Source organism: Mesorhizobium sp. 2RAF45 (assembly GCF_052115225.1).
Lineage (GTDB): Bacteria > Pseudomonadota > Alphaproteobacteria > Rhizobiales > Rhizobiaceae > Mesorhizobium > Mesorhizobium jarvisii.
This window is the reverse complement of record NZ_JBFRGG010000010.1, coordinates 1-24,924: the sequence shown is the minus strand read 5'-3', so window position 1 is coordinate 24,924 and position 24,924 is coordinate 1. Positions and strand designations below refer to the sequence as shown.

Below are 24,924 nucleotides of genomic sequence, written 5' to 3'. Positions count from 1 at the left end.
AGAACCTATCTGCGAGATCCCCTGATGTGACCGCTGACCTGCACGCCATCCTCGGCGCGCAGATACAGAAAGCCGGGAATGGAGATCAACGGGATGATCGCGGTCAGCAGGAACACCTGGTGAAAGCGCTCCGGCGTAAGCACATGGGTCTCCCCCGCGATCAGGCCCAGCAGCATGGCGGCGATCGAGACACCAAGCGAAACGCTGAGCTGCTGCAGCACGCCACCAAGGCTGGTGGCGCGGCTGAGCTTGTCCGCCGGCAGATCGGCGTAGGACAAGGTGTTGGAGGTCATGAACTGCGCCGAGCGGACGATGCCGAACAGGAAGACGTAGACGCCGATCGTCCAATGCGGCGTATCAGGCCCCATCAGGGCGAACCCCGCCACGGTGGCGGAGCCGACGACCGCGCTGCCGATCAGCACGGAGCTGAAGCCGAACCGCCGCAGCAGCGGCGACAGCAGCGGCCGCATGAGCAAGGCGCCGAAGCTGCCCACGAATGTCAGCGAGCCCGAAGTGACCGGGCTCATGCCGAAGCCGAGCTGCAGCATCAGCGGCAGGAGGAACGGCACGCCGTTGAGGCCGACGCGGCACAGGCCGCCGGCCAGCGTGCCGACCCAGAAGGAGCGAAACCGAAACAGCGTCAGGTCAACGGCCGGCGCCGCGACGCGGCGCGCATAGCGCCCGAAGGCGAGCAGCAGCAGGACGGAAGCGGCCAGCACCAGCACTGTGGCTGAAACGGGAATGATCGGCCGGCCGATGTTTTCCAGCCCGAATTGCAGCAGTGCCACCCCGCATCCCACCATCAGGAACCCTGCGAAGTCGAAGCGCTGCACCGCCTCCTCGTGAAAATCGTCGACAAAGCGCAGCGCGGCCAGAATGCCGAGGCAGCCGAACGGCACGTTGACATAGAATATCCAGCGCCACGAGGCGTAGGTGGTCAGCAGGCCGCCGAGCAGCGGCCCGATGACCGGCCCCATGATGGCGGGCAAGGTCATGTAGGTCATGGCGGTGATCAGCCCGCTGCGCGGAAAGCTGCGCAGCAGGATCAACCGGCCGACCGGCGTCATCATGGCCCCGCCCAACCCCTGCAGCGCACGCATGGCCAGCAGCATGCCGAAACTGTTGGCCACACCGCACAGTGCCGAGCCAAGGGTGAAGGTGAACAGCGCCAGCGCGAACACTATTCGCGCGCCGAACCTGTCGGCGAACCAGCCGCTGACGGGAATGAACACAGCGAGCGTCAGAATGTAGGTGGTGATCGCAAGGTTCAGCCGGACCGGCGTCGTGTCGAGGCTGTGCGCGATGGCCGGAATCGCGGTGGTGATGATGGTGGAATCGAGCTGCTCCATCAGGAAGGCGATGGCGACAATGATCGGAATGATCAGCCTCAGCCTCGGATCACGCTCGGTGGCGAATTGAGGCTGTTCCAATGCTGCGGCAAATTCCGTCATGCGAGCGGCTTATATTCTGTAGCCAAAGCAGCGCATCCCAGTTCAAAGGCAAGATTGCCCTACGTGCCAGCCAGCCGGAGTCTGGTCGCACGGCCGTCTTATGGTCCGACAAATAGGTCAGGGGTAGCGATTTCCACCTTGCCGGAAGTCAACAAATCTTGACCGGCGCCGTGAGTGGGCCGGACGTCGGCAAGGAGGCGATGGTGTCGCGAGATTGCCTGAAGACACTGCACGGTCCCGCAAGCATCCGTCCCGATTTCGTGAAGGAACGTGTCCGGCGAGAGACGGCTTTCTTCCCCATATCCTTGGAACGGAAAGGAGACATTTCCATGAAAAGGCGACTCGTATTCATCAGTTCCATGCTGCTGACCTTGGCCACGAGCACGATAGCGTTTGCCACCGTCGCCGACGCCGCCGTCGTCAGGCACCACTTTGTCCACCTCACCGTTGCGCACGGCGGCCATGCGCACGCCGCACATGGCCGACACGCTAGCCACGGCGGCTGGGTTGGCCGCGATTGGACTGGCGACAATTGGGGCAGCAACTATGGCCGGATGGACAGCGACTACAATGGCTACGGCAGTTACCATGGCTACGCCGGTGACTTCTGCGGGACCATCGCGTGGACACTCGACCTATGCGGTCCCCACGGCCCCTGATTGCTGACCATGCAGAGCGACTCTCCGTCCCGATTTCGTGAAGGAACGTGTGCAGTGAGGCGGCCGTTTTTCTCCCATGCGCAATATCGCAACAAAACAGGAGTAACGCTCATGAAAAGGCAATTGGTGTTTGCAAGCTCCGTTGCGCTGGCATTGGCGGCAGGTACGACTTCATTTGCAACCATGGCCGACGCCGCGGTCGTCAGGCACCATGGCGGCGGTCATGCCATGGGGCCTTTCCGCGGCCGCCATTTCGGTGGCGGGCATAGATACGCCTTTCACCGCGGACACGGCCGCCATTGGGCTGGCGGCGGCTGGCGAGGCGGCTATTATGGCGGCTACTACGATTATTGCGGACCGGTCCAGCTGGCGCTCGGCCTATGTGTCCCATACCGCCCCTACTATTATGGCCCCTTCGGAATGCTCTGACCTTTGTCGGGCCATGGTAGCCGCGAGGGCTCGAGGGCTACGCCATTTCAGGACGTCTTGACGCCTCGCGGATCGCCTTGTGCACGCCGCGCTGCAGATCCATGAAGGCCGGGGTCTCCATCACCTCTTCCCGGCGCGGCCGCTCGATGTCGACGTTGAAGGTCTGCATGATGCGTCCCGGCCCGATCCCCATGACGACGATGCGGTCCGACAGATAGACCGCCTCCTCCACATCATGCGTGACGAAGAGAACGGTCAGCTTGTGTTCCTCCCAAATCTGGGTCAGCAGTTCCTGCATCTGGTGCCGGGTCAAGGCATCGAGCGCGCCGAACGGTTCATCCATCAGCAGCATCTTCGGCCGATAGGACAGCGCGCGCGCAATGGCGACGCGCTGCTTCATGCCGCCCGACAGTTCGGACGGAAAGCGGTCGGCGCTTTGCGACAGCTTGACGAGGTCGAGATGCTCAAGCGCAATCTCGCGGCAGGCCGTGCGATCGTAGCCGGCGGCCTTGAGGGCGAACTCGATGTTCTGCCGCGCCGTCAGCCAGGGCAGCAGCGTGTAGGACTGGAAGACGACGCCGCGGTCGAGACCCGGCTGCAGGATCGGCGCGCCATCGATGCTGAGATCGCCGGCGTCGAAGTCCTGCAGTCCGGCAACGATCGACAGCAGCGTGCTCTTGCCGCACCCCGACGTGCCGACGAGCGAGACGAACTCATTGTCGGCGAGATCGAGATTGATGTCGCGCAGCACTTCAGTGCGCCGCTCGCCCGTGCCGAAGCTCTTGTCGAGGCCGGCGATGCGCAATTTGGGAACAGTCATCGGCGGTTCCTCATTGCGAATGGCCATCCTGGCGAAACAGAACCTTTTCCAGCGCCTTCATGACCTGGTCGGTGATGAGACCAAGCACGCCGAGGAGCAGGATGTAACCAATGATGGTGTTGGTCTGGAAATAGCGCTGCGACACGGTAATGCGATAGCCGAGGCCTGATGTCGCCGCGACAAGTTCGGCCAGCACCAGCCAGGTCCATGCCCAGCCGAGGCTGATGCGCAGCGTATCCCAGATACCCGGCAGGGCGCTGGGCACGACGATGCGCGTCAGGATCTTGCGGTCCGGCAGGCCGAGCGTGCGGCCAAGGCCGATGAAATCGGCGGGAACCCGTTTCACATTGTCCATGACCATCAGCACCTGCTGGAAGAAAGTGCCGATGAAGATGATCAGGAATTTCTGCGTATCGCCGGTACCTGCCCACAATATGGAGAGCGGCACGAAAGCGACAACCGGCATGTAGCGGATGAAATCCACCAGCGGCTCGATACCAGCCTCCCAGGAGCGGAAGCTGCCGATCAGCACGCCGATCGGGATCGACAGTGCCGAGGCGATGAGGAAACCGATGGAAATGCGATACGCCGAGGCGGTGAGGTCCAGCCACAGCGTGCCGTCAGCGGCGAGCTTGGCGATCTGGGTCGCAACACTGCCGGGCGACGGCAGGAAGATGGGCTTTACCCATTCCAGCCCGGTCGCCGCCCACCAGGCGAGGCCAAGCCCGACAAAGACGGCCACCGCGATCATCAGGAAACGCGACCTGGCGATGGGCGCGCCGATCCCGGAGGACCGGCGGCGCCTCGCCTGTTTCGTGGCCGCCTTTGGCGCGGAGCGCGCCGGGCCGGTTTTCGCGGGGGGATCCGCTGACATCTGCGCTACCACCGCGATCCGGCCTCTATCATTGCGCCGCCTTGACGAAGGACGGGTCGATCATCTGCTCGGGCGTCACGTCGGCCTGGAGCAGCTTGGCGTTCTTGGCGGCAGCTTCGACGTCGGCGAATGTCTTGGTGGTGAAATCGCCGGTCAGCGCCGTCTTGTTTTCGGCAAGCGAATAGTAGCGCACGCCGTCGAAAGCGGTGTTGAGGTCCTTGACGTCGGAACCGACCGCCTTGGCGATGATGGCGCGGCCGCCGGGTGTGTCTGCATTGTAATCCTTGAGTGCGGCGTCCCAGCTCTTGATCATGGCCAGCACCTGGCCGGGCCGCGACTTGATGACCTCGTCGCGCACCACCAGCACGTCGCTGATCAGGCCGGGGTCCTCGCCGGCGGAAAACAGCAGCTTGACGTCCTTGTTCTGCGCCATGGCGACGGTGAGGTAGGGCTCGTAGGTGACAGCGACCGGCACGCGGCCGGCGATCAAGGCGCCGCCGGCGTCGGAGGCAGGCATCGGAACCGGCTGAACGTCGGCGATCGACATGCCATTCTTGGCGAGCGCGTATTTGAGCAGGATGTCGCTGGTCGTGCCTTCTTCAAAAGCAACCTGCTTGCCCTTGAGGTCGGCGATGGAGGTGACGTCCTTGCCGGCGATGATAGCGTCGGCCGTCATCGAGACATCGAGCAGCAGCACGATCTTCACCGGCAGGCCGGCGGCCACCATACCCATCGCCGTGTGGGTCGCGATATTGGCGGCGTCGAGCTGGCCGCTGGCCAAAGCGGCGTTGATATCCTTGTCCTCGGCGAAGTTGACGATCTGGACGTCCGACAAGCCATTCGTCTTGAACAGGCCCTTGGCGTCGGCGACGTGCCACTGGCCATAGCCGAGCCAGGGCTCGATGCCTATCTTGAACGGTCCTGCCTCTGGCGTCGTGGGAATGGCCGCATCGGCGGCGTGGGCCACTGGCGCGGCGGCGAGCCCGATGGCGGCGGCCATCATGAGCGCGCGAAATTGTCCTGCTAGGTTACGCATCATCTCAAGTTCCCCTTGATGATCAGACCGCTTTTTTCCCAGGCATCCGGTCTGGTGAGACTGCGGGTTTCTGCTCTTGCGGCACTGTGCCTCGGCGTCTTGCCCACCACTTCGTGGTGAAGTGCAGGGATATTTCAGCGTCAGCGGGAGCGGATGTCAAGGCTAAAATACATACATGCATATACAAGTTGGCACCGCTCAATTTCCCTCGTGGATCAGGCGCATCCGCTCGCGCTTTCAGGATCGATCAAGTCGAGGAAATCGGTCACCCGATCGGCCCCGGCATCGGGCTCGCTGCCGACCATGGCCGCGACTGAAAAGGCGATGAGAGAAGACACCGGCGTGTGGCTGCGCGCGCCGGCGCGCAGGTTCATGACCAGGGTCGGCGACAGGAAAAGCCCTGAGCGCAGGACCGCCCGCCAATCCGCCGGCAGCATGCCGCGCCGCTTGAGCTCGAGCAGCAAGGGTCGCCACAAAGCGGTGGCCTTGACCTCCAGCAGGTCGCGGCGAACCGGGCTCAAATCCCAGTCGGTGTCGACATGGAGCAGATTTCCTTCCAGCCGCGCCCGTGCGCGAAAAGTCTCCGTCGCGATGGCCGGATCGTAGAGCCAGAACGGATGGGCGAAGATGTTGTGGAAGGTGGCCTTCACCTCGGCCAGCAGCGTCGGGATATGCGAGCCGGCAAAAGCAGGATCGAAGAAGGACAGCTCCGCCCTCCCCGCTTCTTCCGTGTACCAGACATTGGCATTGTGGGCGTCGCCATGCGCGACCACGCCGCCGGCATCGGCTAGCCGGTCCGGCCGCAAGCGCGCCGCAGCAACGTCGAAAAGTTCGCCGATGCTGCTGGTGTAAAGCTGGCCGTTGATGACGAATTTCAGCCGGGACAACCGATCCCAGCCAAGTTCCATGCCGGGAAAGACAAACGGCTTGCCGACATAGAAATCCGCCAGCCGGCCGCCCGGCGACGACCGCGTATCGGCGTCGATCAGCCGCTCATAAAACAGCCGGTGGATCGGCTCCGCCGAGACCTCGGCGACAGTCACCGGATGCAGCTTCTCGAGATAGACCTCGAGCAGCCTGGCGGACAGGTCGCGCTCGGCGAGAACCGCCTCGCGCCGCTTGCCGGCATCGTCCTCAACATCCAGCGCGAACAGGACATCCGAGAATCTCGGATCCGTGCGGCGCCGATAGACAAGGATCTGCTCGCCGGGCTGAGCGGACATATGGACAGGCTGGTCGACCGGCAGGCCGGCACGCGACAGGATCTCGGCCCGGTAGTATTCGCCGGTCATGCCCTCTTCGCGTTCCTCCTGGTGAAACTTGAAGAAATAGGCCTGGCCCTCGCTGTCGAAGAAGCCGTTCAACGAATTGAGGCTGTATTTGTCGACATTGATGCGGACATTGCTTGGGGTCATCCCGAACAGGTCGCCCAGCAGCGCCGCCAGCGCGCGTTGCGCCTCGCCGACATCATGCTGCGCGAGCGTGCGGATCCGCGCCGTACGGCTCGGTGTCTGTGTCATCGATCGTCGCCTCGGGTCAGGCCGTCAGCCGAGAGTGAAATCGTGCTCATCAATACATGTACATACATCTATGGAAAACCTCTGCGAACTGCGGTAGCCCTGCTGCCGTCAGTTGGTCTTGGAAGGGGAATAGCGGCTGCCGAGCGAATAGCGGCTGCCGGCATAGGTCAGCTTGCTGATGGTGGCGACGATCGCGCCCGTCCATGTGCGACGGTGCAAAAACAGACAGCAGCTGCCGACATCGATATTGAGATGCCGCGCCGTCTCGGCGTCGGCCGGGATCGCCGAGATGATATGCTCGACCTCGGTCACCGGGGTTTTCTGCATGAGGTAGTCGTAGGTCGCCGTCTTCGAAAAATCCTGCTTGTCGTAGTCGGGGATCAGGCTCGGATTGACGAAGCGCTCTTCCAACTGCACCGGCAAGTCGTTCTCGAAATTGACGACGACCGAGTGATAGATCGCGACGCGCTTTGGGAACTCGAAGGACAAAGCGAGCTCCTTGGTCGGCATGATGGTTTCCAGCACGAGGACTTCGGAGCGATGCCTGTTGCCACGCTCGACGATCTCGGCCGCGATGTTGTTGATCTCGATCAGCGTCGATTGCGGCCGGGGCGGCGCGATGAAGGTGCCGACGCCTTGCAGCCGGATCAGGAACCCCGCCGCGGTCAGTTCCCGCAAGGCCCGGTGGACCGTCATGCGCGAGACACCAAGCGAAACCACCAGCTCATTCTCGGACGGCAGCTTGCGATCCTTGCCCCACCGGCCCGTTCCGATGTTGGTCAGGATGTAGTCCTTCACCTTCTCGTAAAGGGGGCTCGCCGTATCGGGCAAATCGATCATTTCAAAATCCTTTCCGGCAATTTATCGGAAATCACGCCGGCTCAACAGGTTGCCGCATGCGGATGATTGTTTTCAAGCCGTCGCTTTGCCCCGCCAACAGCCGCTCATAAGTGGCCGGAATATCGTCGAGACCGATCTCGCGATCGATCAGGGCGAGCAACGGTTCGCTCAATTCACCCAGCATCCGCACGGCGTCGGGCAGTTCGTCGGCGAAGGCATGGCACCCCAGCAGCGCGATCTCGCGTTCGACCAGAACGTTGGGGTCGATGTCGAGACGGCCGTGGAAGATGCCGACCATCGCCACCGCGCTGCCGGAATCGAGAACGCCGAGCAACTGAGTGAATGCGGCGATGCTGCCGGTCGCCTCCACGGCCGCCAGGAGCGGAGCATTGGCGGTGGCGGCGGCAATGGCATCGCGGTCGAGGTCGACGATTGTTGCGCCGGTCACCCGCGCCACGCGGGCGCAGCGGGCCTGGTTGCGGTCGGCAACAAGCACCGTGCCGGCGAAGCTTCGAGACAGCAGCAGCGCGGCGAGACCGCCGATCGGCCCGCAGCCGACGACAAGCACCGAACCTGCCGTCTTGGGCAGACGCCGTACTGCGTGCAGCGCCACCGCGAGCGGCTCGGCCATCGCGGCAACCCGTTCGTCAAGTGCTGCATCGACAACATGCAGCAAGCGTGCGGGCAACACCGCCTGTTCGGCGAAGCCGCCGTCGCAGACTTCGCCGACGAAGCCCAGCGAAGCGCAGAGATGGCGCCTGCCGGCGCGGCATTGCGCGCATTCCCCGCACCAGAAGCGGGAATCGGCAACCACCCTGTCGCCGACGGCGACGGTGTCGACGCCCTCGCCGAGCGCTGTCACCGTGCCGGTCAGCTCGTGGCCGGCCGTCGAAGGCGAGCGGCTTATCCATTGGCCGGTGCGGAAATTGTGCAGGTCCGAACCGCAGATGCCGGCGGCATCGACCCTGAGCTTCACCCAGCCGGCATCCGGAATGCCTGGCGGGGCAATGTGCTCCACGCGCAGATCGCCGGGTCCATAAAGCCGTGCTGCCTTCATCGCGATCGTCTCCGTTCAGCCGGCGAGGTAGCGGTCGCGGATTTCCGAGACGGCGTTTTCGTGCGAGCTGAAGCCCTCGTAGCGGGCGAGCCTGCGGGCGTGCTTCGCCAATTCCGGATAGGCGGCCGAGGTGACATAGCCGACCGACGAGCGCTTGACGAAATCCGTCACCGAAAGCGGCCCATAGGTCCGCGCCCAGCGGCTGGTCGGCAGCACGGCATTCGGCCCAAGGACGAAGTTGGCAAGCGTCACCGGCGTGTGCGGACCCATGAGGATCTCGGCCGCCTCGGTGATGTGCCCGAGATGCGCGAACGGCTCCTTCGACAGGATTTCCAGATGTTCGGGCGCATAGTCGTTGATGAAGCGGTAACTGTCTTCCAGCGACGCTGTCAGTACGATGCCACCGCGCTTGCCGGTCAGCACCGCGCGCGAGAATTCCACACGCTGTTCGGTCATCCGCGACCAGTGTTGCGGGAGCGCAGCGAGCGCTACCTCGGCGACCTTGCGGCTGTGCGTCACCAGATAGGCCGAGGAATCCGGTCCGTGCTCGGCCTCGATCAGCAGATCGAGCGCGGCAAGGCCGCCGTCGATACTGTCATCGGCAAAGATGATGGCTTCCGACGGTCCGGCCGGAAGCCCTGTGTTAATGACCGAGGACAGTACGCTCTTCGCCGCCACCACCCATGGGCTGCCGGGGCCGACGATCTTGAGCGCCGGCTTCACCGTCTCGGTGCCGTAGGCGACGGCGGCGACGGCATGGGCGCCGCCGCATTTGTAGACGGTTTGCACGCCGGCGAGATGAGCCGCGACCAGGGTCGCCGCATCCACCGAACCATCCGATGTCGCTGGCGTCACGATGGCGATCTGCGGCACACCGGCAATGACCGCCGGAACTGATGTCATCATCGTCACCGACGGGAAGGCGCCCTTGCCGCGCGGCACATAGAGCGCGACTGAGGCGATCGGCGTATAGCGGTCGCCGGCATAGGCGCCCGGCCGAACTTCCTTGAGCCACATCGTTTCCGGCTTCTGCTCCTCATGGAAACGCCTGATGTTGTCTATGCCGAAGCCGATGCTTTCCACGACATCCTTCTCGACCTTGTCGAAGGCCGCATCGAACTCGGCTTCCGACACCTGCAGTCCGCCTTCGGCGACATTGGCCTTGTCGAGCTCCCTGGCGAAGCGGATCAGCGCGGCGTCACCCTCGTCCTTGACGGCCTGGATGATCGGGCGGACCTTTTCGACGAAGACCGACAGATCGGCCTCGGCGCGCTTCAGCAGGCTGGACCGCTGGGTGGCGTCGAGCGATGACAGATCGTGGAAGCTGACGTCGGACATGGATATTCCTCTTTGTTGGAACGCAACGCGCCGGCCGGTTACGTTGCGCAAGACGTTGATTTCGAACCTTTAGCGCTGCCTCAAATCGATGCCAGGAAGCCGCCATCCACCGGAATGGACTGGCCGGTTATGTAGGCCGCCGCATCCGAGGCAAGGAAGACGGCAACGCCGTGCAGGTCGCCGAGATCGCCGAAACGGTGCTGCGGGATCTTGGCGAGCATGGACTGCTGCCATGCCTCGTTGCTGTAGAACACATCGGTCATCGCCGTCCGGAAGTAACCCGGGGCGATGGCGTTGACCCTGATGCCGAGACCCGCCCACTCCGCCGCCAGCGCCCTGGTCATGCCGAGCAGGCCCGACTTCGACGAACCATAGGGCACCGCGGTGGGAATGCCGACTTCTGATGTCAGTGAGCAGAGATTGATGATGGCGCCGCCATGCCCGGCATCCCGCATCTGCAGCGCGGCCGCCTGGGCGCAGAAGAACGCCCCCTTGAGATTGGTGTCGATGATCCGGTCCCACAGCGCTTCGTCGACGTCGAGAGAGGGCCTGACCTCTTCCATTCCGGCATTGTTGACGAGGATGTCGAGACCGCCAAGCAGGCCCGCAGCCTCGGCGGTGGCCGTCCGGCAGCGGTTGACATCGGTGACGTCGAGAGCGACGGCATGCGCAACCCCGCCGGCCGCGCGGAGCGCCGCCGTGACCTCATCGAGGGACGCCAGGCTGCGCGCGGTGACCGCGACGTCGGCGCCGGCAGCGCTCAACGCTTCGGCGATGCTGCGGCCGATTCCGCGGCTGGCGCCGGTGACAAGCGCTTTCCTGCCGGCGAGATCGAACAGAGAAGCATTGCGCATGTGATCCTCCTTGCCGGTGTCGCGCTTCCGTTCCGATAGCGAGACTACCAGATCAAGTTACATATACAAGCATATACAAACAATTTCGGCTGCGCTACTTCTAGCAAAAATTCGCTGCACCAGTGCGCCTGTCAATGACCTGACTCACCCCGGGAACGATGCGGCGAAACCCAGTGTTTGAGAACCCGGTCGATGATGGGGTCCGTCGGCCGACCGCAGAGGAGCCCGCTCGTGTCGAGAGCATCAGACATGGTCCGAACCGAAGTCACGCGCTTGTCGCCTTACAATTCCGGACTGACCATCGCCGAAGTCATGCAACGATATGCTCCGGCCAGGATCGCCAAGCTGGGGTCGAATGAAAACCCCCTCGGCCCGAGCCCGACGCTGGCCACGATGGTGCAGGCCGGCGCCGAGATGTTCCGGCTCTATCCGGATCCGGCCGGGCGCGAACTGCGCCAGGCGATCGCCGCCAGATATGGATTCGGCGAGGACCAGATCATCCTCGGCAATGGCTCGGAGGACCTTCTGTCCGTCATCAGCCGTGCCGTGCTGAGGCCCGGCGATACCGTCGTCACGCTCTATCCATCGTTCCCGCTGCACGAGGACTACGCGACGCTGATGGGCGCGAGCGTCAAACGAGTGACCGTCAACAACGACCTCACCATCAATGTCGATGCCCTGATCGAGGCGGTGCGCGAGCGGCCCCGCATGCTACTGTTCTCCAACCCGATGAACCCGGTCGGCAGCTGGCTGTCCGCCGGCGACCTGTCGAAGGTTCTGGATGCGGCCGGCGACGAGACGCTGATCGTCGTCGACGAAGCCTATGCCGAATATGCGGAAGGCGACGACTATGCCTCGTCGCTGCCTTACCTCCGCAAACGCGACCGACCCTGGATCGTGCTGCGGACATTTTCCAAGGCGTTCGGGCTCGCCGGATTGCGGATCGGCTTCGGCATCGCCGGCGACCCGGAATTGCGCGCCCTGCTCGACAGGGTACGCACACCATTCAACGCCAATGGCATGGCACAAGCCGCCGCGCTGGCGGCGTTGGCGGACGAGGAACACCTTGCAAGGGTCGTCGCGCTTGCCAAGGCGGAAAGAACGCGGGTCGAGAGTTTCCTCCGGAACATGGGCCTCGACGTCGCCCCTTCCCGCGGCAATTTCCTGTTCTTCAACTGCCGGCAAAATGCCTCCGCCTTCGCCGAGGGCCTGCTGCGCGAAGGCGTCATCGTCAAACCCTGGAAGCAACAAGATTTCGACAGCTATGTGCGTGTCAGCATCGGCTCGCCAGCGGAGAACGACCACTTCATGGCGGCGCTGTCGCCGCTGTTGTTGTGATTTCCCGAAAGCCATGCTGAATTGCCTGGCGCGCACCGGGCACGATATTGGACGGTCTGCCGTTCCCAATATGGAGTTTTCGCAAGTGGCGCATCGCTTTCGGCCAACGGCTTCCATCCAGCCTCTCGGGCCCGTGTTCCTCTCCAGCCACCTTGACGATACCCAGCATGCTTGAGAGCAACCCACCGAAAAGCCTCTACCGCGAAACGGCCGGAGGGACCGGCAATTACCCTGCCCTTGCCGGGGCGCAGCGGGCAAGGGTCGCCATTGTCGGCGGCGGCTTCACCGGCCTTTCCACCGCCTTGCATTTGGCGGAAGCGGGCGACGACGTTGCCGTGCTGGAAGCGGCCCAGCCGGGCTGGGGCGCTTCGGGCAGGAATGGCGGCCAGGTCAATCCCGGCCTCAAATACGATCCCGACACGATCGAGGCGATGTTCGGCCCCGACCTTGGGCCGCGGATGATCGATTTCTCCTACGGCGCGCCGGATTTCACCTTCGGCCTCATCCGGCGCCTGTCGATCGCCTGCGAGGCCCGGCAGAATGGCACGATCCGCGCGGCCATCCGGCCGAAGCCGGAAGCCGCGGTGCGAACCACGGCCGCGCAATGCGAGCGGCGGGGCATGCCGGTCAGCATGCTGGATGCACAGGCGATGGCGACACGAACCGGTACCGGCAGATACATAGCCGGCATGTTCGACGCCCGCGGCGGCGACCTCCATCCCCTGAAATACACGATCGGCCTGGCAGCCGCCGCGCGGAACGCTGGCGCGCGGATTTTCGGTGGCAGCGAAGTGCTTTCGCTGAAGCGAGAGGCTGGACGATGGGTCTTCAAAACCGCCAACGGCTCGGTCAGCGCCGAGAAGGTGCTTGTGGCAACCAACGGCTATACCGGAGCCCTGTGGCCGGGCCTGGAGCAGTCGGTTGTTCCGGTGTTCAGCGCGATCGCGGCGACCGAACCGCTTGCGCCGGCAGCCGCGGCCGCAATTCTCCCTGAAAGGCCGGTCGTCTACGAAGCCGGCAATATCACCGTGTACTACCGCATCGACGCGCAGAACCGTCTTCTCATGGGCGGCCGGGGACCGATGAAGCCGATCGGCGATGCTGCCGCCATCCGCTACCTCACCGACTATGCGCTGCGGCTGTGGCCGGCGCTCTCCGGAGCACGCTGGACGCATGGCTGGAACGGCCGGGTCGCGATCACCAAGGACCATCTGCTGCACATTCACGAGCCGGAGGACGGCGTGCTGATATGCCTTGGCTACAACGGTCGCGGCGTCGCCATGGCCTCGGCGATGGGCGCTGCCCTGGCGCAACGGCTGCAAGGCCGCGAGACGTCGCCGTTTCCCATGCCGATATCGGCGCTCGAGCCAATCCGGTTCCACCGCCTCTGGCCGCTCGGGGTGAAGGCCGCGATCCTGTCGGGGCGGCTGAAGGACCGGTTCGGCCTCTGACGCGAAGCGTTCGACCGACCTGACGGCTCGTGAGGTTGGAAAAGCTGCTCCTAACTAGCGATACTTCGGAAACGCGTCGCCGGCCGGCGCGTTGGCCCAGCTCTGCAATGTCTGGCCGCCGTCGATCAGCCAGTCGACGCCGGTGACGTGCCTTGCCTCGTCCGAGGCGAGGAAGGCCACGGCGGCCGCGACATCGTCCGGCTGGCCAATGCGGCGCAGCGGGATGCGGTCGGCGAAATGCTGGACGCTGCTCTTGAAATCGCCATCGGCGTCGATCTGTCCGGCACCTATGCTTTCGGCGCGACGGTTGCCGATTTCTGGGGCGAGCGCGGCGAGAAGGACAATGCGCGCATCGCTCACGAAGTCGATGCCGACCGCTTCTTCAAGCTGATGTTCGACCTGTTGCGGGATTAGCCCGCGCGGGGATATGCCGTTGCTTCAGCGTGACCCGGTGCCACGAACCGGGTCAGCCAGTCTTTCGGCGTGCCATCTCAGATGGTCGTCCATGAATGTCGAAATGAAGAAATACGAATGGTCGTAGCCGTCCTGCATGCGCAAGGTCAGCGCAATGCCGGCCTTGGCGCAGGCCGCTTCCAGCAGCCACGGCCTCAGCCCGTCCTTGAGAAAGCCGTCCGACGTCCCCTGATCGACGAAAAGCTCGGGGAAACGGTGGCCATCCTCGATGAGCAAGGTGGCATCGTAGCCCCGCCATGAAGCCTCGTCGGCGCCGAGGTATTTTTCGAGGGCGGGCCGCGACCAGCCGGCGGTGCTTGGCTGCACGATCGGCGCGAAGGCCGAGCAGCTTTTGAAGCGCTCGGGATTTTTGAGCGCGATCGTCAGCGCGCCATGCCCGCCCATCGAATGGCCGAAGATCGCCTGGCGCGTCATATCGGCTGGAAACTCCTGCGCGATCAACGCCGGCAATTCCTCGGTGACATAGGAATACATGCGGTAGTTCGTGGCGTAGGGCGCCTGCTTGGCGTCGAGGTAGAAGCTGGCGCCGCTGCCGAACTGCCAATTGTCCTTCTCGTCGGGAATATCGGCGCCGCGCGGGCTGGTATCGGGACAGACGACGATCAGGCCAAGCTCCGCGGCCATGCGCCGGTATTCCCCCTTGTCCATCACATTGGCATGGGTGCAGGTGAGGCCGGAGAGGTACCAGACGACGGGGCAAGGTTTCTCACGCGCCTGCGGCGGCACGAAGACGGCGAAAATCATGTCGCAAGAGCAGGCGTCCGAAGCATGGGAATAGACGCCCTGCACGCCGCCATGCGACTTGGCCGAGGAGAGGGTCTTCATCCGGTCCGACATCTTGTTTCTTCTCCGCCAACGTCCTTCACGGCCGCCTGTCTACGGCATGGGCCGGGACCGCGGCAACCCTGATGGATTTGGACCATGGTCGCGAGAGCAGCTCCGGCCTATTCCGCCGCCAGAGCCGTCATTTCCCGCCGGAACGGCAGCGCATCGCCGATATCATGTTCGTCCAGCTCCCGCGCCAAGCGGTGGCCGCCATGGGTCGCGGCGGCTTCGGCATCCGAGGACAACGCACATCGCCACGACATTATTAGCGCGGATCCAGCAGGATCATCTCCGCTGCCTTCTCGGCGATCATGACGACCGGAGAGTTGGTGTTGCCCGAGACGATTGTCGGCATGATCGAGGCATCGACCACGCGCAGTCCGGCAAGCCCGTGAACGCGTAGCCGGTCGTCGACCACCGCCATCGAGTCCGAACCCATCTTGCAGGTACCGACCGGGTGGAAAATCGTCGTGCCGATATCCCCGGCCTTGCGGATAAGGTCTTCGTCGCTGTCATATTGCGTACCGGGCAGCATCTCTTCGGGCGCGAAGCGTGCCACGGCCCGTGCCTTCATCAGGCTGCGCACATGGCGCAGCGATGCGACCGCGACGCTGCGGTCTCCCGTGGTGGAGAGATAGTTCGGCCGGATCTTCGTCGCTTCGCGCGGATCGGACGATGCCATATGCACGGCACCCCGGCTTTCCGGGCGCAGATTGCAGACCGACACGGTGACCGCGGGAAAGCGATGCAGCGGCTCGCCCAGACGGTCTGTGCTGAGCGGTTGCACATGATATTCCAGATCAGGTGTTGCGAGGCGCGGATCGCTCCTGGCAAAAATGCCGAGCTGGCTCGGCGCCATCGACAACGGCCCGCTGCGTTTGAGCGCATATTCCACACCCATCGCCGCGCGGCTGATCAGATTGTGATAGCGCTGGTTGAGCGTCGCGGCATTGGCGACCTTGAAAACCGTGCGTATCTGCAGATGGTCCTGCAGATTTTCGCCAACACCCGGCAAGGCGTGTCGAACATCCACGCCAATGCTCGAAAGCAGGTCAGGGCGCCCCACCCCCGACAGTTCGAGGATCTTCGGCGAGTTGATGGCACCGGCAGCAAGGATCGTCTGTCCGGCGCTGACCTTGTGCAGGCGGTCGCCTTGGCGGAAGAGCAGTCCGGTGACGCGTCGGCCGTCGAATTCGAGCCGTTCCGTCTCAGCCCCCGTCACCACGCGCAGATTCTGACGCGCCGCAATGCCGCGCAAAAATGCCTTCGATGTGTTCCAGCGCACCCCTTGCCGCTGGTTGACCTCGAAATAGCCCGAGCCTTCATTGGTGCCGGTGTTGAAATCTTCGGTGCGGGGAATGCCGAGTTCCTCGGCGGCTTCCCGGAACGCGTCGAGGATCGGCCAGGACAGACGCTGCCGTTCGACCCGCCACTCGCCGCCGCTGCCGTGCATGGCGCTCTTGCCGCCGTGATAGTCTTCCGACTTGCGGAAATACGGCAGCACATCGTCCCAACCCCAGCCGACATTGCCGGCCTGTCGCCAGCCGTCATAGTCGGCTGCCTGGCCACGCATGTAGATCATGCCGTTGATCGACGAACAGCCACCAAGCACCTTGCCGCGCGGATAGTTGAGGCTTCGTCCGTTGAGACCGGCTTCCGGTTCGGTCTTCATCATCCAGTCGGTGCGCGGATTGCCCATGCAGAAGAGGTAGCCGATCGGGATATCGACCCAGTGATAGCGGTCGCTGCCGCCGGCTTCGAGCAGCAGCACCCGGTTGCGCGGATCGGCCGAGAGCCGGTTGGCGAGCACGCAGCCGGCGGAGCCGGCGCCGACGATGACGTAGTCGTAATCGCCGAAAGGGGATGGTGAAGTTTCGCTCACGTGCGTGCCTGCCGTGCGGCGATGCGCTCCCACATCGGAATCATCGCCTGGTTGATCTCGCCATAAAGGCGATACCCTCCCGCGTAGGCCTCGGCAACCGCCACCCATGGCCGCTGCAGCCGATGGCAACGATCTCGCCGGCACCGATGCCGGCTTCGGCTATGCTTTGGCCGATGACCGAAACCGCGTTGCGCCAGAAGCGCCGTGGTGTCGGTCCCCTAGTCTAGATATCGATGCGCTGCTCGCTGCCGGGGTCGAACAGGTTGGCGCTGGCCGGATCGACGGCAAGGAATATCGGCTCGTTTCGCCGGCCTGCAAACCTCGGCGGCAGGCGGGCGATGATCGACTGGTCGCCAACCTGCACCGTCACCATGGTTTCAGGCCCTGTAGGCTCCACGACATCGATCACCCCGGTGACCGAAGCTTCATCGCGCCCGGCCACCTTCAGTTCTTCAGGCCTTATGCCCAGGATCACAGGGCGCTCTGAATCAACCGGCCGCTTGCCGGTCTGCAATGCGACCGACACGCCGCTCGCCGCGAAACGCACGCCATTCGCGTCCGAGACCAGACGCCCGGGCAGGAAGTTCATCGCCGGCGATCCGATGAAACTTGCGACGAACACGTTGGCGGGCCGTTCATAGATGGTGCGAGGATCGGCAAACTGCTGGATATGGCCGCCCTTCATCACCGCCACCTTGGTGGCCAGCGTCATCGCCTCGATCTGATCATGTGTCACATAGACGATGCTCGTGCCGAGACGCTCGTGCAGGCGCTTGATCTCCGTGCGCATTTCCACACGAAGCTTTGCATCGAGATTGGAAAGCGGCTCGTCAAAAAGGAACAGCTCCGGGTCGCGCACGATCGCCCGCCCCATTGCAACGCGCTGCCGCTGTCCTCCCGAAAGATTGGCAGGGCGTCGGTCGAGCAGATGCGAAATCTGCAGCAGCCGCGCGGCGTCGTCGACGGCGCGCTTGCGCTGATCGGCGTCCACGCCACGCATTTCCAATCCGAAGCCGATATTTCGCTCCACCGACATGGTCGGGTAAAGTGCATAGGACTGGAACACCATCGCGATATTGCGGTCCTTGGGCGCGAGATCCACGACCGAGCGTCCGCCGATCAGGATGTCGCCGCCGGACGTGTCGTCGAGGCCCGCAATCATGTTGAGCAGGGTCGACTTGCCGCATCCCGACGGCCCGAGCAGAACCAGAAAGCCTCCGTCCTCGAGCTCGATATCGACCCCGTGAAGGACCTCTACGGAGCCATAGGACTTGCGCACGTCCTTGATGGAAAGTGTCGCCATGCGAATACTCCTAACCTTTGATGGCGCCCGCGGTCAGCCCCTGAACCATGGTTCGCTGGACGATGGCGAAGAGGACGATGACAGGCAGGATGCTGAGAATGCCGCCTGCCGCCAGCACACCCCATGGAAGCTGGAATTCGCCGACCATCAACTGCAGGCCCACGGGCCAGGTGCGTGATCCCTGCCCTGTCGTCAGCATCAGGGCGAACAAGAACTCGTTCCAGGCAGCGATGGCAATGAACACCGAACTTGCCACCAGACCGTTGCGCGCAAGCGGCATGACGATGCGGACCATGGCGCCAAGCCTTGTCGAGCCGTCGATGCGCGCCGCGCTCTCGAGTTCCTTGGGTGCGGAATCAAAGAAACCTTTGAGCATCCACACGAACAGCGGCAAAAGGAAACTCGTATAGGCAAGCGCAAGTCCGAAACGGCTGTCGACGAGGCCGACGCCACGCATGACGACATAAAGGGGAATGATCATCATCACGGCGGGGAACATGCGCACGACGAGATAGCCGAGCATGAGCTGCGTTCGGCCGCGAAATGCGAAGCGTGAAAATGCATAGGCGGCAAGCGTGCCCGTGGCGACGCAGATCGTCACCGTCAGGAAGGTGACGACCAGGCTGTTGGCTATCAGCCGCGGGAAGCCGGACTGCGTCCAGATCGCCACATAATTGTCGAAGGTGACGCGCCTCGGTATGTACTGCATGGTCTGGGTGACGATGTCGGCCTCGTATTTTAGCGATGTCAGAAACATCCAGATCATCGGACCGATGCAGAACATCGACAGGGTCGCGAGGACCAAGTAGGTGGCGATGTTGGCGATCACCCGCCGGCGGCGCTTGCTTTCAATCATCGCCGTCTCCCTTGGTGATCCTGGACAGGCGGATATATGCCGCCGCGAAGATCATCAGGATCACGAACATCACCACCGACAGGGCGGATGCGTAGCCGAAATTGAATTCCTTGTACGCGGTCTGGAAGGCGTATAGCGACAGGACCTGCGTGGCATCTCCCGGTCCGCCACCGGTGAGAATGAGGAGCAGATCGGGCGAATTGACCAGCCCGATGACGCGCAGGATCACCGCCGCCGCAATCACGGTCTTGAGCATCGGCAAGGTGATCAGCCTGAGCTGCGCCGGGACGCCCGCGCCGTCCACCGCGGCTGCCTTGTAGAGATCTTCGGGAATGCTCTTCAGGCCCGCGAGCAACAGCAGCGCGAAGAATGGAAATCCGTGCCACGCCTCGACAAGGACGGTCGCCGCAAGCGCGGTATTGGGATCCGCGAACCATGCCTTGTAGGTGTGCAGGACGCCCGCGCGGACGAGAAGATCGTTGATGACCCCAAGCCTCGGATCGAGCAGCAAGGCCCACATATGACCCGCCACGACGTTGGGCAGGAAATAGGGAAGCAGGATCAGCACGGCGAAGATCTTCGTGCCCGGCAAATCCCTGTTGAGGGCGGTCGCGGCGAGAAGGCCGAGCGCCAATTCCAGCACGACCGCCGCGGTGACCCAGACGACCGTGTTCTTCAGGGCGATCCAGAAGACAGGATCGGACCACATTGCCGCATAATGTTTGAAGCCGACCCAGCCACCCAGACCGGGACGCGTCAGACGCATCTCGCGAAAACTGATGGCCATGCCGTAAAGCGTCGGATAGGCGATCACCAGCAGGATCATGACGAGGCTGGGAAGGAGCAACAAATACATCCAGTAGCGGGTCTCGGACAATTCGCCGAGAGCCCGCAATGGCCGATATCCGCTTGAGCTTGATGTCATGGATCCGCGATGCGAATGCATCGTCCCGTTGCGTTCAACGTATGGCCGCACGCCGGAGCCGGCCGTGCAGGGATGTATCAGCGAAGGGCGGCCTCGAGGCCCTGGATCATACGGTCCACGGCCTGCTCCGGTGTCGACTGGCCCGTGAGCACCGATTGGAAAGCGGGATTGACGACATTTTCGGACCAGCCCGCCGCGCCCACGAAATTGTTCGGCAGACGTCCGAACTCGAGCGTTTCGACCGCCGCGTGATAGATTGGATTGCCGGTGATCCGCGGATCTTGCAGGGCAGCGGCAGAGGCCGGGAAATAGCCCGTGCCTTCGAGCAAGGCCAGGGCAGCATCGGTCTCGCCCCAGAAACTCACCCAGCGCCAGGCAGCCTCTATATTGTCTTCCTTCATGATGCCGTTGCCGGCGTAGGCAACGCGAGCGACATGCGCCTTCGGACCCGCCGGCATGGGTGCGGTCGAGAATTGTTTGCCCTGCTTCATCGCGGCCGAGATTTCATTCAGCGAACCGGTGTGGTGCCACACCATTGCCGTCTGCCCGGTGCGGAAGCCCTCCATGATCTGGCGGTAGCTGTCGTTGGGCGCGCTCGGCGGCACGACCTTTTCCTTCAGGAAGAGATCGGAATAGAACGTTATCGCCTCGATCGCCGCTGCCCTGTCGATGGCTGGCTGCCCATCCTTGACGATCGGCGAGCCGAACGCCTCCATGACATCGATAACATATTTGAAACCGCCGGCGCCGGCGCGCATGCCAAAGGCATATCTACCCTTCGACGGGTCGGTCAGCTTGCGGCAAGCGCTCAGGAATTCGTCGAAATTCCGGGGCGGCCCGGCCAACCCGGCTTCCTCGAAATAGTCGGCACGGTAGTACATCCAATCGACGAAGGCGAAGGCGGGAACCGCATAGATGGCGCCGTTGCTGGAAAGCCCGGTCCAGCGATTTTCGGGGAAATTGGCCTTGCCCTTCCAGCCGTTCACGCGCTCGGTAAGATCAATCAACCCCTCCATCGCGGTGAGATCGGCGAAACGCTCGGCGATCACCATGGCGGTATCCGGACGGCCACCGGCCAGCACGGCCGACGAGACCTTTGCCATATATTCAGAGTTCGGGATGTTCTCCTGCGTCACCGCCACATCGGCATTGGCCGCCTGAAACAATGCGATGATCTTCAGCAGGCTGGCCATTTCCGACTGGCTGGTGAAATGGTGCCAGTAACTGATGGCACTCGCGGCACGGGCGCCGCCGATATGCCCTGCCATCGCCAGGGCCGCCGTACCCATGAGAAACTGCCTCTTGTTCAACTGCATCCTATCTCCTCCAAGATATCAGATCATCAATCTGATCGATCAGTTGAAGTTTGGGTAGCATCCTTTCCCACGCCATGCAACCGCCCGGCGCGCAACTGGACTAAGCGACGGATCACGATTGACCTGTCAGACGAGACCCAGGCTTCGCTGCATCGCCGCCTGGAAATGCGCCTGCAGTTTTGCCTCGGCGGCGTCGGCATTCCTTGTGCCGCAAGCCTCTAGGATATCGAGGTGCTCCTTGAGCGTCCGGACCATGATGGGTGTCGTGATCTTCCTGTCGAGCCGCAGCAGACGCAGATAATTGTGCATGCGCCGGTAGGTGCTGTCGATCAGCGGATTGCGCAGCGCGGCGATGACCGCGCCGTGCAACTCTCCCTCCAGCGCGTCCATCTCCTCCAGTTGTTCTTTTCCGAGACCATCGCGCTCGACGCGTCGAAGCAGCCTGGAATGCCGGATTTCCAAGGCATTCATGACGGCTTCATCGCCTTGTTCCGCAAAGACACGGATCGCGGCGCGCTCGACGATGGAGCGGAACTGGTAGGTGGCACGCGTAAGCTCCAGGCCGGGCCTGACGAACTGGATGCCGGAGCGCGGGTGGATGGTCAGGATCCCTTCCGCCTCAAGAACACGCAGGGCGTCGCGAAGCGGGGCAACAGGCACGTCGACGATCGCGGACAATTCGTTTTGCGAGATGAATGCCCCGGCCGGCACGCGCCGGTCGAACAAGCCCTCAAGGATTCGTTCATAGGCGACATCGCTCATGCGGGCGGCCGCCACGAGGGGAGAAGAGTCCGTTTTTGCCTTGCCCGCCACTTGCGGCCCCTCCATTGGTCCGGTACTAAGATACCATCTGATAGATCAGTTGGATATCGTAACCGATCAGAAAGCCCTTGTGATGAGCCTTTCGCATTTTCGTATAACCCGATTTCAGTTCGCCCGCGACCGGGTAATCGGGGACAGCCAGGTTCGGGCCGACGATGTCAACGTCGCCGCACTGGAGCTCGTTTCCGAGAGTGGCGAGGTGGGGCTGGGATTCATCCAGACGCTCTTCAATCCACTGCCTGATCAGCAAGAGATCGAGAGCGTTTTCGAACATGAGGTTTGGCCGAGCCTGAAGGGAAACAGGGCGATCGCCCTGGTCCACCGTGTGCACCGCCCGCGCGGCGGCAATCAGCGGGCTTACTCCCTGCCCTTTCACGAAGCGATTCAGGTAGCGCTTTGGGATCTTGCGGCCAAAGAAGCTGGCCTGCCCCTTCATGTCTTGCTTGGAAGTCGCCGCAACCGGGTGAAAGCCTATGCCAGCGGTCTCGATTTTCACCTCGACGATGAGGCCTTCGTCTCGCTGTTCTCCCACGCGGCTTCGATTGGCTACTCGGCTTTCAAGATCAAGGTCGGCCACCAGGATTTCGATCGCGACCTGAGGCGCTTGGAACTGTTGAAGGCTTGTGTCCCGGCCGGGTCCAAAATCATGATCGATCCGAACGAGGCCTGGACCTCTAAGGAGGCGCTCACGAAGTTGGTGGCGATCCGCGAGGCCGGCCACGAACTTCTGTGGGTCGAGGATCCAATCCTGCGTCACGACCATGAAGGGTTGAGAACACTCAGGCATGCCGTCACATGGACCCAGATCAACAGCGGCGAGTATCTGGATCTCCAGGGCAAACGGCTGCTCCTGGAAGCCCATGCGGCCGATATCCTGAATGTCCACGGCCAGGTGACGGATGTCATGCGCATCGGCTGGCTGGCGGCCGAACTCGGGATACCGATCAGCATCGGCAACACGTTCCTGGAGGTCGGCGTGCATATGGCGGCCGCGCTTCCCGAGGTCGAATGGCTGGAATATTCATTTCAGAACTTCGATCATCTGGTGGAACAGCCTATCGAAATCCGGGACGGCTACGCCTACGCGCCCGATCGGCCAGGCCATGGATTGGTCCTATCGGAAAAGGCGCGCGGCGAATGGATCAGGCCAAGGCGCCTGGCACGGTCGGAGCTCGGCGCCGCGCCGGAAAATCCACGCCTTCCCGTGAAGCAGTAGAGAAGATGAAGCCCAGACCAGGGCTGCGGCGGTCGGCCCACTATCGTCGTTGGTTCAAAGTGAGGGGCTTGGACCGGGGCGCAATGGCTGTTGATGTCAATGTCTGCTTTTTGAAGGGACAAAAATCGTCGCCAAAGTGGGCGAAAGTTCATGGAGATGCAGCAGGTCCGCTACTTTCTGCCCCTGTCCAGCACGTTAAGTTTCACGAGAGCGGCCGAGGAATGCATGGTCCGCCAAAAAGTTACGCTTTTTGATTTTAAAGGGCAAATCGCCATGAACGATATTCTGAGATTTCAGCATCAGTCGCAGTCAATCGCGCTTTTCGGTCGACTTCAGGTGCCGATATGTCCTCGCCGCCAGAAACTGAAAAGTACCGTTACGTGTCTTTCCTGGAGTATCCATCCACTGCCCCGCTTGCCGCCGCCGATCTCCGACTGACCTACCTTTGGCCGCTCGGCCGCTTTGCGCCAGTCCTGTCGCCACGACTGCAATGTCCACACAGTGAATTGCAGCACCAGTCAGAACCCTGAAGGCGATGCACCATCAATGCGATCAGTTAGATGATTGCTTTATCATTGCCTGATGAACATCCCCGTGTAGGTCTGGCCGGCAAGCGTATAGGTTCCGGCCAGGGTGTCATCCGACAGCATCACAAGACTGACGTCCGCGCCGTTCGGTAGGCGCCCAAGTTTCAATGTCCTGCCTATGATTTTTCCGACGCCGGCGGCCTCTCCTGGATTGTTGTCGCCCAGATTCCCCCATGCAAAGGTGACCGTCACTTCGCCATTTGGAGAAATCGTCTGCACCGCGACTTTGGCTTCATACGTCCCCTCCAATCGTCCAGCCCACATACCCGAAAATGCGGCGTACTTTGTCGGAATGCCCTTTGCAGGGGGAGTGATTGTCACGGATTGATCCATGATTGCCGAGCGAGGAGGAACCACGCCGGGATCCAAGACGGGTTGAGGAGGGACGGTAGCAGGCTCTGACGCAGGCTCGAGAGCGGTGTGGTGGGGCACTGGAGGAGGCGATTGGCACGCAGCCAGGGCAACTGCCACGAAACCCAGCATGGTGTTTCGCATAGAATTCTCCCCGTCATCAAGCGTCGTTGGGCAGTGGACGCGCCTAATTCCACGTCATTCTAGACCGCGGCCCGATGTCATGTTTATCGCGCTTTACATCCGCGCACGACTGCGTTTCAGATCAATCAGCCTGTGTAGTATGCCCGAAGCCGAGAGTCACCTAGTGGCAGCGCCGTGCGCTGCCTGGAAAGACTTTTCGTGCTTGGAGATGCAGTTCGACCCACGACGACCAAACGGGTGGTGGCGCCGGCCAACCGCCGGCTTGGCCAAGAGAGGAGCGGCCAGCCGCTGCTCGACGCTCATGTTGAGGCCGCCGCCGGTGGTGACGTTGATGACCGCGTCGGTCGCCTGCTTGATGCGCGGCAGGAACTGCATGAAACGCCGCCGGGTCCGGCGTTGGACGGCCGTCCTTCGGATCGCGTGCGTGCAGATGCAGGATCGAGGCACCTGCCTCGGCCGCTTCGATCGACTGGCGGGCAATGTCGTCCGGCGTGAAAGGCAGCGCATCCGACATGGTCGGCGTGTGGATGCCGCCGGTGACGGCACAGGTGATGAT

24 protein-coding genes and 2 pseudogenes are annotated in these 24,924 nt (G+C 62.8%); 6 read left to right on the top strand and 20 right to left on the bottom strand.

What is annotated here, in order from left to right; all coding sequences use genetic code 11:
• Positions 1-5 precede the first annotated feature (5 nt).
• A complete protein-coding gene (locus tag AB4Z43_RS23050; RefSeq protein WP_441939023.1) occupies positions 6-1,451 on the bottom strand; it encodes a DHA2 family efflux MFS transporter permease subunit in 1,446 nt (481 codons plus the stop codon).
• 158 nt (positions 1,452-1,609) lie between these two features.
• Between AB4Z43_RS23050 and AB4Z43_RS23045 the strand changes: the two genes are divergently transcribed.
• Entirely contained in the window at positions 1,610-2,110 is a 501-nt protein-coding gene (locus tag AB4Z43_RS23045) for a hypothetical protein (protein WP_441939022.1), read from the top strand.
• A 111-nt stretch (positions 2,111-2,221) separates the two neighbouring features.
• Complete coding sequence (locus AB4Z43_RS23040; RefSeq protein ID WP_148307351.1) at positions 2,222-2,539, top strand: sulfur globule protein precursor; 318 nt, start codon at positions 2,222-2,224, stop codon at positions 2,537-2,539.
• A gap of 37 nt (positions 2,540-2,576) precedes the next feature.
• Here AB4Z43_RS23040 and AB4Z43_RS23035 read toward each other — a convergent pair whose 3' ends face one another.
• The 8 genes from AB4Z43_RS23035 to AB4Z43_RS23000 form a co-directional block, all read right to left on the bottom strand.
• The gene (locus AB4Z43_RS23035) at positions 2,577-3,359 is read right to left on the bottom strand and encodes an ABC transporter ATP-binding protein (RefSeq protein ID WP_064983595.1); all 783 of its coding nucleotides are present in this window, start codon (positions 3,357-3,359) and stop codon (positions 2,577-2,579) included.
• A gap of 10 nt (positions 3,360-3,369) precedes the next feature.
• Positions 3,370-4,233, bottom strand: a complete 864-nt coding sequence (locus AB4Z43_RS23030) for an ABC transporter permease (protein ID WP_019856678.1) — start codon at positions 4,231-4,233, stop codon at positions 3,370-3,372.
• A gap of 28 nt (positions 4,234-4,261) precedes the next feature.
• The gene (locus tag AB4Z43_RS23025) at positions 4,262-5,269 is read right to left on the bottom strand and encodes an ABC transporter substrate-binding protein (RefSeq protein ID WP_027046561.1); all 1,008 of its coding nucleotides are present in this window, start codon (positions 5,267-5,269) and stop codon (positions 4,262-4,264) included.
• Between the two features lie 215 nt (positions 5,270-5,484).
• Complete coding sequence (locus AB4Z43_RS23020; RefSeq protein WP_441939021.1) at positions 5,485-6,789, bottom strand: hypothetical protein; 1,305 nt, start codon at positions 6,787-6,789, stop codon at positions 5,485-5,487.
• Positions 6,790-6,897: 108 nt separating this feature from the next.
• Entirely contained in the window at positions 6,898-7,629 is a 732-nt protein-coding gene (gene hutC, locus AB4Z43_RS23015; protein WP_019856675.1) for a histidine utilization repressor, read from the bottom strand.
• 31 nt (positions 7,630-7,660) lie between these two features.
• Positions 7,661-8,686 (bottom strand): zinc-dependent alcohol dehydrogenase, encoded by a 1,026-nt coding sequence (locus tag AB4Z43_RS23010; protein ID WP_064983395.1) that lies wholly within the window; start codon positions 8,684-8,686, stop codon positions 7,661-7,663.
• A gap of 15 nt (positions 8,687-8,701) precedes the next feature.
• Positions 8,702-10,024, bottom strand: coding sequence for a histidinol dehydrogenase (gene hisD, locus AB4Z43_RS23005; RefSeq protein WP_441939020.1), 1,323 nt, complete (start codon positions 10,022-10,024; stop codon positions 8,702-8,704).
• An 80-nt stretch (positions 10,025-10,104) separates the two neighbouring features.
• On the bottom strand, positions 10,105-10,878 hold the full coding sequence (locus tag AB4Z43_RS23000) for an SDR family NAD(P)-dependent oxidoreductase (protein ID WP_064983398.1): 774 nt from the start codon (positions 10,876-10,878) through the stop codon (positions 10,105-10,107).
• A 195-nt stretch (positions 10,879-11,073) separates the two neighbouring features.
• On the opposite strand from AB4Z43_RS23000, the gene AB4Z43_RS22995 reads away from it, so the two are divergent.
• Positions 11,074-12,216, top strand: coding sequence for a histidinol-phosphate transaminase (locus AB4Z43_RS22995; RefSeq protein WP_171880422.1), 1,143 nt, complete (start codon positions 11,074-11,076; stop codon positions 12,214-12,216).
• 167 nt (positions 12,217-12,383) lie between these two features.
• Positions 12,384-13,667 (top strand): NAD(P)/FAD-dependent oxidoreductase, encoded by a 1,284-nt coding sequence (locus tag AB4Z43_RS22990; RefSeq protein ID WP_064983399.1) that lies wholly within the window; start codon positions 12,384-12,386, stop codon positions 13,665-13,667.
• A gap of 54 nt (positions 13,668-13,721) precedes the next feature.
• On the opposite strand, the pseudogene AB4Z43_RS22985 reads toward AB4Z43_RS22990, so the two are convergent.
• Positions 13,722-13,919: pseudogene (locus tag AB4Z43_RS22985) on the bottom strand (SDR family oxidoreductase); the annotation flags it as partial.
• On the opposite strand from AB4Z43_RS22985, the gene AB4Z43_RS22980 reads away from it, so the two are divergent.
• A complete protein-coding gene (locus AB4Z43_RS22980) occupies positions 13,905-14,081 on the top strand; it encodes a hypothetical protein (RefSeq protein ID WP_223217961.1) in 177 nt (58 codons plus the stop codon). The pseudogene AB4Z43_RS22985 and the gene AB4Z43_RS22980 overlap by 15 nt on opposite strands.
• A gap of 24 nt (positions 14,082-14,105) precedes the next feature.
• On the opposite strand, the gene fghA is transcribed toward AB4Z43_RS22980, so the two are convergent.
• The 8 genes from fghA to AB4Z43_RS22940 form a co-directional block, all read right to left on the bottom strand.
• On the bottom strand, positions 14,106-14,978 hold the full coding sequence (gene fghA, locus AB4Z43_RS22975; RefSeq protein ID WP_441939019.1) for an S-formylglutathione hydrolase: 873 nt from the start codon (positions 14,976-14,978) through the stop codon (positions 14,106-14,108).
• 107 nt (positions 14,979-15,085) lie between these two features.
• On the bottom strand, positions 15,086-15,211 hold the full coding sequence (locus AB4Z43_RS22970) for a hypothetical protein (RefSeq protein ID WP_019856667.1): 126 nt from the start codon (positions 15,209-15,211) through the stop codon (positions 15,086-15,088).
• A 20-nt stretch (positions 15,212-15,231) separates the two neighbouring features.
• Positions 15,232-16,848: a GMC family oxidoreductase gene (locus AB4Z43_RS22965; RefSeq protein WP_441939018.1), complete on the bottom strand. Its 1,617-nt coding sequence runs from the start codon at positions 16,846-16,848 to the stop codon at positions 15,232-15,234.
• A gap of 223 nt (positions 16,849-17,071) precedes the next feature.
• The gene (locus tag AB4Z43_RS22960) at positions 17,072-18,151 is read right to left on the bottom strand and encodes an ABC transporter ATP-binding protein (protein WP_240564869.1); all 1,080 of its coding nucleotides are present in this window, start codon (positions 18,149-18,151) and stop codon (positions 17,072-17,074) included.
• 10 nt (positions 18,152-18,161) lie between these two features.
• Positions 18,162-19,007 (bottom strand): carbohydrate ABC transporter permease, encoded by an 846-nt coding sequence (locus tag AB4Z43_RS22955; protein ID WP_019856663.1) that lies wholly within the window; start codon positions 19,005-19,007, stop codon positions 18,162-18,164.
• Positions 19,000-19,902 (bottom strand): carbohydrate ABC transporter permease, encoded by a 903-nt coding sequence (locus tag AB4Z43_RS22950; RefSeq protein ID WP_244748251.1) that lies wholly within the window; start codon positions 19,900-19,902, stop codon positions 19,000-19,002. The genes AB4Z43_RS22955 and AB4Z43_RS22950 overlap by 8 nt, the downstream gene beginning before the upstream one ends.
• Positions 19,903-20,009: 107 nt before the next feature.
• Positions 20,010-21,248, bottom strand: a complete 1,239-nt coding sequence (locus AB4Z43_RS22945; RefSeq protein WP_441939017.1) for an ABC transporter substrate-binding protein — start codon at positions 21,246-21,248, stop codon at positions 20,010-20,012.
• Positions 21,249-21,374: 126 nt separating this feature from the next.
• The gene (locus AB4Z43_RS22940; RefSeq protein ID WP_244966414.1) at positions 21,375-22,010 is read right to left on the bottom strand and encodes a GntR family transcriptional regulator; all 636 of its coding nucleotides are present in this window, start codon (positions 22,008-22,010) and stop codon (positions 21,375-21,377) included.
• 133 nt (positions 22,011-22,143) lie between these two features.
• Here AB4Z43_RS22940 and AB4Z43_RS22935 point away from each other — a divergent pair, with 133 nt between their 5' ends.
• Positions 22,144-23,286, top strand: a complete 1,143-nt coding sequence (locus AB4Z43_RS22935) for a mandelate racemase/muconate lactonizing enzyme family protein (protein WP_027046557.1) — start codon at positions 22,144-22,146, stop codon at positions 23,284-23,286.
• Positions 23,287-23,858: 572 nt separating this feature from the next.
• On the opposite strand, the gene AB4Z43_RS22930 is transcribed toward AB4Z43_RS22935, so the two are convergent.
• Complete coding sequence (locus AB4Z43_RS22930; RefSeq protein ID WP_223217776.1) at positions 23,859-24,194, bottom strand: hypothetical protein; 336 nt, start codon at positions 24,192-24,194, stop codon at positions 23,859-23,861.
• A 432-nt stretch (positions 24,195-24,626) separates the two neighbouring features.
• Positions 24,627-24,924 (bottom strand): annotated as a pseudogene (locus AB4Z43_RS22925) (3-keto-5-aminohexanoate cleavage protein); the annotation flags it as partial.